The organism is Streptomyces sp. NPDC107517 (assembly GCF_055582645.1).
On sequence record NZ_JBVJPM010000002.1, the window covers coordinates 20,007 to 32,720 of the forward strand.

12 protein-coding genes are annotated in these 12,714 nt (G+C 71.6%); 5 read left to right on the forward strand and 7 right to left on the reverse strand.

The window, feature by feature from the left end; all coding sequences use genetic code 11:
• Positions 1-169 precede the first annotated feature (169 nt).
• The 3 genes from ACZ67T_RS03820 to ACZ67T_RS03830 are packed head-to-tail and all read left to right on the forward strand — an operon-like array spanning position 170 to position 3,233.
• Positions 170-1,417 carry an ABC transporter substrate-binding protein gene (locus ACZ67T_RS03820; RefSeq protein WP_469981404.1) on the forward strand — a complete coding sequence of 416 codons (1,248 nt, stop codon included), beginning with the start codon at positions 170-172 and terminating at the stop codon, positions 1,415-1,417.
• 29 nt (positions 1,418-1,446) lie between these two features.
• A complete protein-coding gene (locus ACZ67T_RS03825; RefSeq protein ID WP_469982238.1) occupies positions 1,447-2,397 on the forward strand; it encodes a carbohydrate ABC transporter permease in 951 nt (316 codons plus the stop codon).
• Positions 2,394-3,233 (forward strand): carbohydrate ABC transporter permease, encoded by an 840-nt coding sequence (locus ACZ67T_RS03830; RefSeq protein WP_469981405.1) that lies wholly within the window; start codon positions 2,394-2,396, stop codon positions 3,231-3,233. Before ACZ67T_RS03825 ends, ACZ67T_RS03830 begins: the two co-directional genes overlap by 4 nt.
• A 72-nt stretch (positions 3,234-3,305) precedes the next feature.
• Here the strand turns inward: ACZ67T_RS03830 and nirD are convergent, their stop codons facing one another.
• The 5 genes from nirD to ACZ67T_RS03855 form a co-directional block, all read right to left on the reverse strand.
• Entirely contained in the window at positions 3,306-3,668 is a 363-nt protein-coding gene (gene nirD, locus ACZ67T_RS03835; RefSeq protein WP_469981406.1) for a nitrite reductase small subunit NirD, read from the reverse strand.
• Positions 3,665-6,211: a nitrite reductase large subunit NirB gene (nirB, locus tag ACZ67T_RS03840; protein WP_469981407.1), complete on the reverse strand. Its 2,547-nt coding sequence runs from the start codon at positions 6,209-6,211 to the stop codon at positions 3,665-3,667. The genes nirD and nirB overlap by 4 nt, the downstream gene beginning before the upstream one ends.
• 1 nt (position 6,212) lies before the next feature.
• Complete coding sequence (locus tag ACZ67T_RS03845; RefSeq protein WP_469981408.1) at positions 6,213-7,436, reverse strand: NAD(P)/FAD-dependent oxidoreductase; 1,224 nt, start codon at positions 7,434-7,436, stop codon at positions 6,213-6,215.
• 117 nt (positions 7,437-7,553) lie between these two features.
• Complete coding sequence (locus ACZ67T_RS03850; protein ID WP_469981409.1) at positions 7,554-8,198, reverse strand: class F sortase; 645 nt, start codon at positions 8,196-8,198, stop codon at positions 7,554-7,556.
• A gap of 134 nt (positions 8,199-8,332) precedes the next feature.
• Complete coding sequence (locus tag ACZ67T_RS03855; RefSeq protein WP_469981410.1) at positions 8,333-8,854, reverse strand: hypothetical protein; 522 nt, start codon at positions 8,852-8,854, stop codon at positions 8,333-8,335.
• Positions 8,855-9,140: 286 nt separating this feature from the next.
• Between ACZ67T_RS03855 and ACZ67T_RS03860 the strand changes: the two genes are divergently transcribed.
• A complete protein-coding gene (locus ACZ67T_RS03860; RefSeq protein WP_469981411.1) occupies positions 9,141-9,779 on the forward strand; it encodes an NADPH-dependent FMN reductase in 639 nt (212 codons plus the stop codon).
• A gap of 64 nt (positions 9,780-9,843) precedes the next feature.
• Here the strand turns inward: ACZ67T_RS03860 and ACZ67T_RS03865 are convergent, their stop codons facing one another.
• The gene (locus ACZ67T_RS03865) at positions 9,844-11,493 is read right to left on the reverse strand and encodes a M4 family metallopeptidase (RefSeq protein WP_469981412.1); all 1,650 of its coding nucleotides are present in this window, start codon (positions 11,491-11,493) and stop codon (positions 9,844-9,846) included.
• Positions 11,494-11,660: 167 nt separating this feature from the next.
• Here ACZ67T_RS03865 and cutA point away from each other — a divergent pair, with 167 nt between their 5' ends.
• On the forward strand, positions 11,661-11,987 hold the full coding sequence (gene cutA / locus ACZ67T_RS03870) for a divalent-cation tolerance protein CutA (RefSeq protein WP_469981413.1): 327 nt from the start codon (positions 11,661-11,663) through the stop codon (positions 11,985-11,987).
• A gap of 116 nt (positions 11,988-12,103) precedes the next feature.
• Here the strand turns inward: cutA and ACZ67T_RS03875 are convergent, their stop codons facing one another.
• Positions 12,104-12,655: a DoxX family protein gene (locus tag ACZ67T_RS03875; RefSeq protein WP_469981414.1), complete on the reverse strand. Its 552-nt coding sequence runs from the start codon at positions 12,653-12,655 to the stop codon at positions 12,104-12,106.
• Between the last annotated feature and the right edge of the window lie 59 nt (positions 12,656-12,714).

Genomic DNA, 12,714 nt, shown 5'->3' on the forward strand with positions numbered 1-12,714 from the left:
CGCTGATCCGGCAGGCGCGCACGTTGACGCCGTGCTGACGGGAGGGCCGACATACGGCTGTAGTCCCTCTGTCGTAATCCGGCCGCATGGTTGATCGTTGGGCCGTCGGAATCCGTGGACGCCGATGGAAGCCGGCGTCCAAGAGCAGCGACATGCAGGGGGACGATCAATGACCATCAGCCGCAGGGGACTGCTCGGGACCGGCGCCGCGCTGGGGCTGCTCACCGCGTGCGGCTCCGACACCGGCCGGGACGACGGGGGCTCGGGCGGCGAGCCGGAGCTGGCGCAGTGGTACCACCAGTACGGCGAGCAGGGCACCGAGCAGGCCGTGAAGAAGTACGCCGCCGCGTACGGGAAGGCGCACGTCACCGTCCAGTGGCGGCCCGGCAACTACGACGAGCAGACCGCCGCCGCGCTCCTCACCGACTCGGGCCCCGACGTCTTCGAGGTCAACGGGCCCACCCTCGACCAGATCCAGGGCAAGCAGATCGCCGACCTCACCGGCCTGTTCGAGGGGGTCAAGGACGACTTCAACCCGTCGGTGCTCGCGCCGAAGACGTACGACGGCAGGATCTGGGCGATCCCGCAGGTCATCGACATGCAGATGCTCTACTACCGCAAGAGCCTGCTCGCCGACGCGGGCATCGAGCCGCCGAAGACGCTCGACGAGCTCGTGGACGCCGCGAGGAAACTCACCTCGAAGAAGACGAAGGGCCTCTTCCTCGGCAACGACGGCGGCGCGGGTGTCCTCGGCGGTACGCCTCTGTACGCGGCCGGCCTCGAACTCGTCACCGAGGACGGCAAGGTCGGCTTCGACGACCCGGCCGCCGCGCGAGCCCTAGGCAAGATCCACCAGCTGTACGCCGACAAGTCGCTGCTCCTGGGCGCGCCCTCCGACTGGTCCGACCCGTCGGCGTTCGTCCAGGGCCTGACCGCCATGCAGTGGTCGGGCCTGTGGGCGCTGCCCACCGTGCAGAAGGAACTCGGCGAAGACTTCGGCGTCCTGCCCTTCCCGAAGGACGGCGCGGGCAGGCCGTCGGTGCCGGTCGGCGCGTACGGCGCGGCGGTCTCCACCCGTGGCACGCACCAGCAGGCCGCGAAGGACTACCTCAGGTGGCTGTGGATCGACCGCACCGCATACCAGGAGGACTTCGCCCTCTCGTACGGCTTCCACATCCCGGCCCGTATCTCGCTGGCGAAGAAGGCCGCGAAGCTGCGGAAGGGCGCGGCGGCCGACGCCGTCCGCTTCACGACCGACCACGGCTACGCCCAGCCTCTGCGCTGGACACCCGCGTGCCAGGCCGCGTACCAGGACGCCCTCAGCCGCATCATCAAGGGCGGCGCGAGCCCGGACAGCGAGCTCAGGAGAGTCGTGCGGAAGGTGTCGGCCGAGCTCGACCGCGTGAAGAAGAAGTGAGCCTGCGGCAAGAGGGCCGCCGCCGGGCGATCCCTCGGCAGAGAGGCCGCGGGCAGGGCGGCACGGCACGGAGGTGGGCCGGCGTCCAGAACCGCACCCTCTGGTTCTGGATCTTCGTCGGGCCCTTCCTCCTCGGCCTCGGCGTCTTCACGTACATCCCGCTCGGCTGGAGCGTCTACCTCAGCTTCTTCGACGCGCACAACACCGTCACCCCGAGCGACTTCGTCGGCCTCGGCAACTACACGGCGATGCTGAAGAACGAGGCCTTCACCGACAGCCTGTGGACCTTCCTCGTCTTCTCGCTCTTCATCGTGCCCGCGACCTACGCGCTCTCGCTCGCCCTCGCCCTGATGGTGAACCGGCAGCGCCGCGCCCAGGCGTTCTTCCGCTCGGTCTTCTTCCTGCCCGCCGCCTGCTCCTATGTGGTGGCCGCCCTGATCTGGAAGATGTCGATCTTCAATGGGGTGCGGTTCGGGCTCGCCAACACCGTCCTCGGCTGGTTCGGCGGTGACCAGATCGCCTGGCTGTCGACGACCGACCCGCCCTGGTACTGGGCCGTCATCGTGACCGTACGGCTCTGGCTCCAGGCCGGCTTCTACATGGTGCTGTTCCTCGCGGGTCTCCAGCGCATCAGCCCCACCCTCTACGAGGCGGCGGCCGTCGACGGGGCCCGGCCCGGCTGGCAGGTCTTCCGGCACATCACGTTCCCGCAGCTGCGGGCCACCTCCGTGGCGGTCGTCCTGCTCCTCGTCATCAACGCCTTCCAGGCCTTCGACGAGTTCTACAACCTGCTCTCGGACGCCCGCGGCTACCCGCCGTACGCCAGGCCCCCGCTCGTCTACCTCTACTACACGGCGCTCGGCCAGGGGCAGAACCTCGGGCTCGGCAGCGCGGGCGCCGTGCTGCTCGCCCTGATCATCGCGGTGGTGACGGTAGGCCAGGCCAAGTGGTTCGGCCTGGGCCGGAAGGAGGCGCAGTGAGGGACGAATCCCGGGTCAGGGCGGGCCGCGCCGTGCGCCTCGCCCTGCTGATCGCGCTGGCGCTCCTGTTCCTGATCCCCTTCTACCTCCTGGTGCGCAACGGGCTTTCCGCCGAGAGCGACATCACCTCGCCCGAGTGGACGTTCTTCCCGTCCTCGCTGCGCTGGGGGAACGTGAGTGAACTCTTCGCCGACACGTCGGTCCCCTACGCCCGTTCCCTGCTCAACTCCGCGCTCATCGCCGTCGCGATGACGCTCGGCACTCTCCTCCTCGCCTCGCTCGCCGGCTACGGCCTGGCCCGCATCCCGTACCGGCACGCGAACAAGGTCTTCTACGCGATCCTCGGCACCCTGATGGTCCCGGCCGCGGTCACCTTCGTGCCGAGCTTCGTGCTCGTCTCGACACTGGGCTGGATCTCGACGCTGCGCGGCCTGATCGTCCCGACCCTGTTCTCCGCGTTCGCGTGCTTCGTCTTCCGCCAGTACTTCCTCGGTTTTCCGGGGGAGCTGGAGGACGCGGCACGCGTCGACGGGCTCGGTCACTGGCGTACGTACTGGCGGGTGGTCGTGCCCAACTCCCGGCCCGTCTTCGCGGCCGTCGGCACGATCGTCTTCATCGGCGCGTGGAACTCGTTCCTGTGGCCCCTGGTCATCGGCCAGGACCGCAACGCATGGACCGTCCAGGTGGCTCTCTCGTCCTTCACCACGTCCCAAGTGGTGCGGCTCCACGAGCTGTTCATCGCGGCGGCCGTGTCGATCGTGCCGCTGCTCGTGGTGTTCCTGTTCTTCCAGCGGTGGATCGTGGCGGGGGTGGAACGCTCGGGCATCGACGACTGACCCACCCCCGCCTCCCTCACGTCACGCCGACGCGCCGCCGTCGATCACCAGGTCGGCGCCGACCACGGACGGTCACGCGAGGCTCGGCGTCGTCTGTACGGCATAGGTGGCCACCGCGTACGTCTCGTCGTCGAGGCACGCGCCGCTCTCCAGGTCGAAGCGCTGCTTGAGCAGCGGTGACGCGACGAACGGGCGGCCCTGCGACGAGCCGATCAGGCCGCGGGAGAGGACCGCGGCGCCCGTGAACGGGTCACGGTTGCCGACCGCGTACAGGCGGCCCGAGCGGTCCAGGAACACGGCGGCCTGCCGGCCGTCGGGGAGCAGCGCCGCGACCCCGCGGCCCGGGGTCAGCCGGGCCAGCTCGCATACCGTGAACCAGGCGTCGCCCAGGTGGACTTGCACCATCACGGCGGTCTTCTCGGGAGCGACGGTCATGACGTCACCGATCCTTCCAGGGGGCGGGAGACGATGGAGAGCAGGGGCAGGTCGGGCTTGATCTGGCCGCGCTCCGGGACGAACCGCACCAGCGGGTCCGGGGCGTCGGGCGCGTTCACGAAGGACACGAAGCGCTCCAGGCGCTCCGGGTCGTCGAGGGTGTCGGCCCACTCGTCGCGGTAGTGCGCGACATGGTCGGCCATCAGGGCCTCCAGTTCGTCGCAGAGGCCGAGGGAGTCGTGCACGACGACGTCCCGCACGTGGTCGAGGCCGCCCTCGATCCGCTCCAGCCAGCCCGCCGTACGCTCCAGACGGTCGGCCGTGCGGATGTAGAACATCAGGAACCGGTCGATCAGCCGGATCAGCTCGGCGTCGGACAGGTCCTGCGCGAGGAGGTCCGCGTGGCGCGGGGTCGCGCCGCCGTTGCCGCCCACGTACAGGTTCCAGCCGTTGGCCGTGGCGATCACCCCGAAGTCCTTCGACTGGGCCTCCGCGCACTCGCGCCCGCAGCCCGACACCGCCGACTTCAGCTTGTGCGGCGCCCGCAGACCCCGGTAGCGCAGCTCCAGGTCGATCGCCATGCGCACGGAGTCCTGGACGCCGTAACGGCACCACGTCTGCCCCACGCACGACTTCACCGTCCGCAGCGCCTTGCCGTACGCGTGGCCCGACTCGAAGCCGGCGTCCACCAGTCGCGCCCAGATCAGTGGCAGTTGCTCGACCCGCGCGCCGAACAGGTCGATCCGCTGGCCCCCGGTGATCTTTGTGTAGAGGCCGAAGTCGCGCGCCACCTCACCGATCACGATCAGCTTCTCCGGGGTGACCTCGCCGCCGGGGATGCGGGGCACGACCGAATAGGAGCCGTTCTTCTGGAGGTTGGCGAGGAAGTGGTCGTTCGTGTCCTGGAGGGCCGCCTGCTCGCCGTCGAGGACATGGCCGTCGGCGCCGATCGTCGGGGCGAGCGAGGCGATGATCGAGCCGACCGCCGGCTTGCACACCTCGCACCCCTCGCCGCCGCGCGCGCCGTCCCGGCCGTGCGCGTCGAGCAGCTCCGCGTACGACGCGATCCGCCTGACCCGGACGATCTCGTACAGCTCGGCGCGGGTGTGCGGGAAGCAGCCGCACAGACCCTGGTCGCCGCTCTGCGGGAGGAGCTGGCCGATGAGCTTCACGCAACTGCCGCAGCCCGTACCGGCCTTGGTGCACTTCTTCACCTCGGGCAGCGTGGCGTGCGCCTGGATCGCTTCCTTGGTGACGTTGTGGCAGGAACAGATCACCGCGTCGCCGGGCAGCGCCTCCGGGCCGAGCGCCACCGGCGCCCCCGCCCCCGCGGGCAGCACCAGCTGCTCGGGCGCCACGGGCGGCACCGAACCGGTCAGCGCGCGCAGCGTCCCGTACGCCTCCGCGTCCCCGACCAGGATCCCGCCGAGCAGCTCCCCCTCCGGACCCACGACCAGCTTCTTGTACGTGCCCGAGCGCGAGTCCGAGTAGACGACGTCGAGGCAGCCGTCGGCCGTGCCGTGCGCGTCGCCGAACGACGCCACGTCCACGCCGAGCAGCTTCAGCTTCGTCGACAGGTCGGCACCGGTGAACCGCCCGTCCTCCGAGGCGATCGAGGCGGCCGCCGTCTGCGCCATCTCGTAGCCCGGCGCGACCAGGCCGTACACGCGGCCGTCCACGGCCTGCGCGCACTCGCCGATCGCGTACACCGCCGGGTCGCTGGTGCGGCAGCGCTCGTCGACGGTGATGCCGCCGCGCTCGCCGACCGTGAGGCCCATGTCGCGGGCGAGCTGGTCGCGCGGCCGTACGCCCGCCGAGAACACCACCAGGTCGGTCGCCAGTTCCGAGCCGTCCGACAGCTTCATGGCGCGCACCGCGCCGTCCTCGCCGCCGGTCACGATCTCCTGCGTGCCGACGCCCGTGTGGACGCTCAGGCCCATGCCCGTGATGGTGCGCAGGAGGGCCGCGCCGCCGCCCTCGTCGACCTGCACCGGCATCAGGCGCGGCGCGAACTCCACGACGTGCGTGTCCAGGCCGAGGCCGCGCAGGGCGCCCGCCGCCTCCAGGCCGAGCAGCCCGCCGCCCACCACGGCCCCGGTCGTGGCGTGCTTCTTCGCGTACTCCTCGATCGCGAGCAGGTCCTCGATCGTGCGGTACACGAAACAGCCCGTCGCGTCCTTGCCGGGCACGGGCGGCACGAACGGGTAGGAGCCGGTCGCGAGGACGAGGGCGTCGTACGTGACCTGGAGACCGGAGCGCGCCGTGACGGTCCGCGTACCGCGGTCGATGTGCTCGGCGGGGTCCCCGAGGTGCAGCTCGATGCCGTGCCGGGCGATGAACCCCGCGTCCGTGAGGGAGAGTTCGTCCGGGGTGCGGCCCGAGAAGTACGAGGTGAGCTGGACCCGGTCGTAGGCGGGGCGCGGCTCCTCGCACAGCACGACGACGCGGTGCGTGTCCGTGAGCCCGCGCTCGGCCAGGGCCTCCAGAAAGCGCTGGCCGACCATGCCGTGGCCGACGAGGACGAGTGTGGGCATGGTGGGCATCTCAGAGGCCTCCGTCGTGAGTGAGCAGGTGGAGCAGGGGTGCGCCGTCGTCGGGCAGCGGGTCGTCGGCCTCCCAGGCCCGGGCGAGCGCCCCGACCGTGCCGAGCTCGCCGACCAGCACCCCGCCGACGAGCCGGTCACCGCGGACGACGACCTTGCGGTACGTGCCGCGGGTCGCGTCGGCGAGCTGCACGACGTCGTCGCCGGGCAGCGCCTCGGGCTCCCCGAACGCGGCGAGGTCGAGCGGACCGGCCTCGTGCGGCAGGGTCAGCCGGGTGAGGGTGCGGGTGCCCGCGTAGGGGCGCCGCCGCCCGGAGAGCAGGTTCTCGGCGAGCGCGTCGGCCTGTTCGACGGCGGGGGTCGCGAGCCCGTAGACGCGGCCCGCGTGCTGGGCGCAGTCCCCGACCGCGCGGACGCGGGGGTCCGAGGTGCGCAGATCGTCGTCGACGACGATCCCTTCACGCACGTCGAGCCCCGCCGCCCGTGCGAGCCCCGTACGGGGACGCACCCCGCACGCGAGGACCGTCAGATCCGTGCCCAGTACATAGCCGTCGGCGAGCTCGACGCTGCGGACCGTCCCGTCGACGACGCCCACGCCCCGTACGCGGCACTGCGTGTGCACCTCGACGCCGAGCGCGGTGAGGTGCTCGTGCACGAGACGCGAGGACCGCGGGTCGAGCTGGCGCTCCATCAGGCGCTCGGACTGCTGCGTGAGCACCACCTGGGCGCCGCGCCGGGCGAGCGCACGGGCCGCGGACACCCCGAGGAGCCCGCCGCCGACGACGACCGCCCGCACCCCGGGGGCCACCGCCCGCGACAGGGCCAGGCAGTCGTCCATGGTGCGGAAGGCGTGCACCCCGCCCGGCAGCTCGGCCGCACCGGGCGCGAACAGGCCGCGCAGAGGAGGCAGGACCGGGTTCGACCCGGTGGCGAGCACGAGGGTGTCGTACGGGACGTCGGCGCCGTCCTCGCAGCGCACCACCTGCTCGTCGCGGTCGATACGGACGGCACGGGTCCGCAGGTGGGTTCCGGTGTGGCGGGGCAGCGCGATGACGTCGGCGCCGTAGCTGCCCGCGAGGACCTCGGCGAGCAGCACCCTGTTGTACGGGGCGTGCGCCTCCTCGCCGATGAGTACGGCGGCAGCGCCCAGGCGCCGGGCGAGCCGGGTACCGGCGAGGCCGGTGCCGATCACCACCACGCGCCCGGGGTCCGTCGAGAAGGTCATGCACGAAAGCCTGCGGGGCCGGTGTTACCCGGCCGCATCCCTCCCGTTTCCCACGGGGAACGCTGCGCTCAGCGCGCACGAGGGGGGAGTGTGAGGGCTCAGCTGCGGGGCGAGGGCTCAGCGGCTGCCCGTCAGATGCGCGAACACCACGACGTTCCCCCGGTAGCCGGTCTGCTTCGAGTAGCCGCCCCCGCAGGTGATGACGCGCAGCTCGGGCCGGTCGGCCGCGCCGTACACCTTCTTGTCGGGGAAGGCACGGGCGTCGTAGACCTCGACGGCGTCGACCGTGAACACGGCGACGGAACCGTCGCGGCGGTCGACCTCGATGGTGCGGCCCCTGGTCAGCGCGCCCAGGTCGTAGAAGACGGCGGGCCCCTCGGCGTTGTCGACGTGGCCGGCCACGACCGCTGTGCCGCGGACGCCGGGCGCGGTCCCGGCCTCGTACCAGCCGGCCAGGTTCTTCTGCTGCGGCGGCGGGACGTCCAGGCTGCCCTGCGGGGTCAGGTCGAGCCCCATGAGCGGTGCATCGACCCGTATCGAGGGGATGCGTATGCGGTCGGGGGGCGAGGAGGAGAGGGGGGCCGCGCCGGGCGGCTCGTGGCCGGTGCCGGGGAGCGTGGACCCGGCCTGCGCCGTGGACGGCTGCGGCGGTCCGTGTATCTCGGTGCCCTGGAGCAGCAGCCAGGCGCCCAGACACAGGGCGAGAGCGGTGACCGCGGCTATGAGTCCGCTGCTGACTCTGCGGCGGGGCGCCTGAGGCATCGGCTTCTCCAGGTAGAGATCGGTGGGGGGCCTTCCCCTCCCGGCCGCGCGAGGGGGGGAGCGGCCGGGAGGGGAGAGGACAAGCGGTACCAGGGAGCCGGAAGGGACAGCGGAGGTCGTCCGTCCGGCGTCCGTCAGATCCCTTCGCCTCTCGCCCGGCGATGCAGGAGCCAGGTACCGCCCGCGGCGGCGACGGCAAGCGCCGCCACTCCCGCCGCGGTCTTCACGGGGTCGGTGCCGAGCGCGCCGCCGACCCCCGTCTTCACATGGCCCTTCGGGGAGACCTGGTCCGTCGAGGAGGCGAGCGCGACCATCAGATCGCCCGTCACCTGCCCGCCGCCCGAGCACTTCGCGACGATCTCGTACGTCCCGGGCTGCGCCGACGGAGGCACCTGGAACCGCCCCACGGCGTCCTTCTCCTGCGAGCCCGGGGCGAGCATGAAGGTGCCCGCGCCGACCGCGCTCGCGTCCCCGGCGGCGACGCGGCTCGCGCCGCACGCGGTGGTGTTGACGGTGACCGTGGCGCCCGCGGTGGCGTTCGCCGGGTACACCTCGAGGCCGCCCGAGCCGACCTTGCCGGCGTACGAGGGCGCAGCGGTCAGTGCTGCGGCGGCCGCGGCGAGCGCGGCGGCGGTCAGCAGGCGGGATGTGCGCATCGTGCTCCTCCGAGGGGGCACGGCCCGCGGCACCCCCAAGTGCCGCTGCGTCGGTCACGCCCCTGCCCTACCGAGGTAAGTGGCACTCGCCCCGGAACGCCTCCTGATGCACCATCAGAAACTCGGTGAAAGGGCGTCATCTGACACCCCGGCAGGAACATTCCAGCAGGTCACCGGCGCGTCGAAGAAAAGAAGGCGAAGGGGGAGCGGACGCCGGTGAACGGGTGACCGGACCCGCGGGGCGCCCGCTTGACCTCAACCAAGCTTCAGGTATCAGGCTTGCGCCATGAACGCCACAGCGGTGCAGACCGCAGCCTCCGTCACCGTCCCCGTTTCCGCCCCCACCGAGGCACCCGTCCGGGTCGCCGTCGTCATCGGCAGCAACCGCGAGGGCCGCTTCGGCCCCGTCGTCGCCGACTGGCTCATGTCCCTGCTCGGGGAGCGCCCCGACCTCGCCGTCGACGTGATCGACGTAGCCGCCACCGACCTGCCCACCGCGCTCTCCCACGACCCGTCCGCCGAGGTACGGGCCGAGCTGGCCAAGGTCACCCCGAAGCTGGCCGCGGCCGACGCCTTCATCGTCCTCACCCCCGAGTACAACCACTCCTACCCGGCGTCCCTCAAGAGCGTCATCGACTGGCACCACGCCGAATGGCAGGCCAAGCCGGTCGGCTTCGTCTCCTACGGCGGCATCTCCGGCGGTCTGCGCGCGGTCGAGCACCTGCGCACCGTCTTCGCCGAGCTGCACGCCGTCACGGTCAGGGACACCGTCTCCTTCACCAACGCGGGCAGCCACTTCGACGCATCCGGCGCCCACCGTGACCCCGAGGCGCCCGCCGCAGCGGTGAAGGCGATGCTCGACCAGCTGGCGTGGTGGGCGAAGGCGCTGCGGGAGGCGAAGGAGGTACGTCCGTACGGCAGTTGAGACCGGGCAGCCGAAGGCCCCCGCAGCCGACGGCTGCGGGGGCCTTCCTCACTCCTGCGCGATGTCAGCCCACGGACACGGCGGACCAGGCCGCCGCCACGGCGGCGTACTCCGTGCTGCCGGCGCCGTACAGGTCCTTCGCCGCACTGAGGGTCGCCGTGCGGGCGCCCGCGTACTTCGTCGAGGACGTCATGTACACGGTCAGGGCCCGGTACCAGATCTTGCCGAGCTTGTCCTTGCCGATGCCGGTCGCCGTCGAGCCGTTGCACGTCGGGCTGTTGTGCTGGACGCCGCCGATGACCTTCGGCCCGCTGCCCTCGGCGAGCAGGTACGCGAAGTGGTTGGCGACCCCGGACGAGTAGTGCACGTCGAGGTTGCCGACCGACGAGCTCCAGCAGTCGGCGGAGTTGCCGTCCTTGCTGGGCTTGTCCATGAAGCGCAGCGCCGGCTGGCCGAAGCCGGGCTTCACGATCTTCTCGCCGATGAGCCAGTCGCCCGGGTCGGACGCGTTGTTCGCGTAGAACTCGACGAGCGTGCCGAAGATGTCGGACGTCGCCTCGTTCAGGCCGCCGGACTCGCCCGAGTAGGTGAGCCCCGCCGTCGACGACGTGACGCCGTGCGACATCTCGTGCCCGGCGACGTCGAGCGCCACGAGCGGCCCGAACGTCGAGCCGTCCCCGTCGCCGTACGTCATGCAGAAGCAGGTGTCGTCCCAGAAGGCGTTGTTGTAGTTGCTGCCGTAGTGGACGCGGTTGTACGAACCCTTGCCGTCGCCGCCGATGCCGTTACGACCGTGGACGTTCTTGTAGTAGTCCCAGGTCGTGTCGGTCCCGTACTGGGCGTCCACGGCGGCCGACGCGCGGTCGGAGTTCGCGCCGGTGCCCCAGTGGTTGTCGGCGTCGGTGAACAGCACCGCGGGGGCGCGGCTCCAGCAGATGCTCAGGATGCAGCTGTCGGTCTTGTTCTGCGCGTCACCCGAGTAGGTGCCGCCTCGCGTCGCGTCCTTGAGCTGGTACGTCGACCCGGACTGGGTCGTCTGCAGCGGGACCGTGCCGGAGTAGAGGGACTTCCCGTCGCCGGTCGCGGTCTCGATGCTGTCCCAGGCGTCGATCTGCTTGCCGGTGGTGGCGTCGGTGAGGACGACGCGGGCGACCGGGTTGCCGAGCGAGTCCTTGCCCGCGGTGTCCGTGCGCCACGCCAGCTTCGGCGCGCCGTGCAGCGCGTCCACGACGAGCGCGGGCTTGGCGACGACCTTGCGCAGGAGCTCGCCCGGATTGGCGGCGCGCAGCGCGGCGGTGGCGATGTCGGCGGCCTTCGGGGCGGGGAGCGCCGGCGTCACGCTCGGCACGGAGAGGTCGCCGAGGACCGCGCGGTTCGCGGAGCGGTAGCCGCCGTCACGGTTCAGATGGACGACGAAGTCACCGCCAAGAACGGGCAGGTGACGGTAGGTGCGGTTGTAGCGCACGTGCTGGGTGCCGTCGGAGTCGACGACGACGTCCCGCACGGAGGTGCCCTGCGCGCCGGTGATCCCGAGGCGGGAGGCCTCGGCGGTGAGCGCGGCCGTCGCGTGGCGTACGGCGTCGGCCCGGGTGGGTGGGGTGCGGTCGCCGGAGTCGGCACCCGCGGTGGGGGCGAGGGCGGCGGCCAGCAGGGTGGCGGCCGCCGTGGTTATCCCGGCGGTGGCGAGTCTCGATGTGGTCCGGGCAGGTCTCATCGGGCTCCTAGGGACGGGGCGCGAGCGCGCTGGAGGGGGGAACACACTGATGACGCCTCAGATTTAAGGGTCCATGACATGTCATGTCCATAGCGCCCCCGTGTTGGAGCTGTGAATAGGTGTTCACGGGCAGAATCAGGAGCGCACGGCCTGTGAAAGGAGCGGAGATGAACGCACTGGCTCTGACGGTCCTCACCACGACGGACGACGAAGGCAAGGCCCGCACCCTGGCGGCAGGCGCGGTCGAGGCCCGCCTCGCGGCCTGCGCACAGATCGCGGGCCCGGTCACGTCGGTCTACCGCTGGCAGGGCAACACGGCTACGGCCCAGGAGTGGCAGGTGCTCCTCAAGACCACGGCCGACGGCTACGAGGCCCTGGAGTCATGGCTGTTGGAGGCGCACGACTACGAGACGCCCGAGATCATCGCGACACCGGTGGTACGGGGGAGTGCCGGGTACCTGGCGTGGATCACAGGGGAGACGACCGGAGCCTGAGCGCGGGACCGAAGGGGCGCGTGGCCGGGATCCGGAAAAACCGACGGTCCGAGCGCTCCAGCACCCGGACCGTCACCCACTCACCGGTGCACGACGTCACCGATTCACGACCGACCTCACTTGCGCAGCACCAGCGTGATCCCCGCCACGACCAGACCGAGGGCCACGGCCGCGACCCCGTATCCGGGGCGGTGGGACCGAAGCCCCGGCAGAAAGCGGTCCAAGGCGATGCGCCCCGGGCCGGTCAGGGCGAGCGCCACCGCGCCGAGGGCGATCAGGAGCTCGTACTCGATGCCCTGCGGCGCGAAGAACCCGCCGCCCCACTTCACGGCGATGGCGTTGACCAGCGTGCCGGCCACGGCCGCGGCGGCCAGCGGGGTGAGCAGGCCGAGCACGAGGCCGAGCCCGCCGAGGGTCTCGCTGAGCCCGGCGACCACGGCGAGCGCCTTCGGCGACGGGTAGCCGGACGCGGCGAAGAACTGCCCGGTGCCGTCGATCCCGCCTCCGCCGAACCAGCCGAAGAGCTTCTGCGCACCATGTGCGGCCACGGTCAGGCCGAGGGCGAGGCGCAGTACGAGAAGTCCGAGGTCATAGGCGTGGGCGGGCGCGGCGGGGGCGGGGGTGCCGGGCGCGCGGAGCGGGCCGAGCTGGTTCGCGAGAGAGGTCACGTGGGGGTCTCCTGACTCGGAAATCGAGATGCTTGAACTTTCAAGCTACGACCCAAGCT

Coding starts and splice junctions, on each gene's coding strand:
- ACZ67T_RS03865 (WP_469981412.1), bottom strand. CDS start 11,493: ATGAGACCTGCCCGGACCACATCGAGACTCGCCACCGCCGGGATAACC.
- nirD (WP_469981406.1), bottom strand. CDS start 3,668: ATGACCGTCGCTCCCGAGAAGACCGCCGTGATGGTGCAAGTCCACCTG.
- ACZ67T_RS03850 (WP_469981409.1), bottom strand. CDS start 8,198: ATGCCTCAGGCGCCCCGCCGCAGAGTCAGCAGCGGACTCATAGCCGCG.
- cutA (WP_469981413.1), top strand. CDS start 11,661: ATGAACGCACTGGCTCTGACGGTCCTCACCACGACGGACGACGAAGGC.
- nirB (WP_469981407.1), bottom strand. CDS start 6,211: ATGCCCACCATGCCCACACTCGTCCTCGTCGGCCACGGCATGGTCGGC.
- ACZ67T_RS03855 (WP_469981410.1), bottom strand. CDS start 8,854: ATGCGCACATCCCGCCTGCTGACCGCCGCCGCGCTCGCCGCGGCCGCC.
- ACZ67T_RS03845 (WP_469981408.1), bottom strand. CDS start 7,436: ATGACCTTCTCGACGGACCCCGGGCGCGTGGTGGTGATCGGCACCGGC.
- ACZ67T_RS03820 (WP_469981404.1), top strand. CDS start 170: ATGACCATCAGCCGCAGGGGACTGCTCGGGACCGGCGCCGCGCTGGGG.
- ACZ67T_RS03860 (WP_469981411.1), top strand. CDS start 9,141: ATGAACGCCACAGCGGTGCAGACCGCAGCCTCCGTCACCGTCCCCGTT.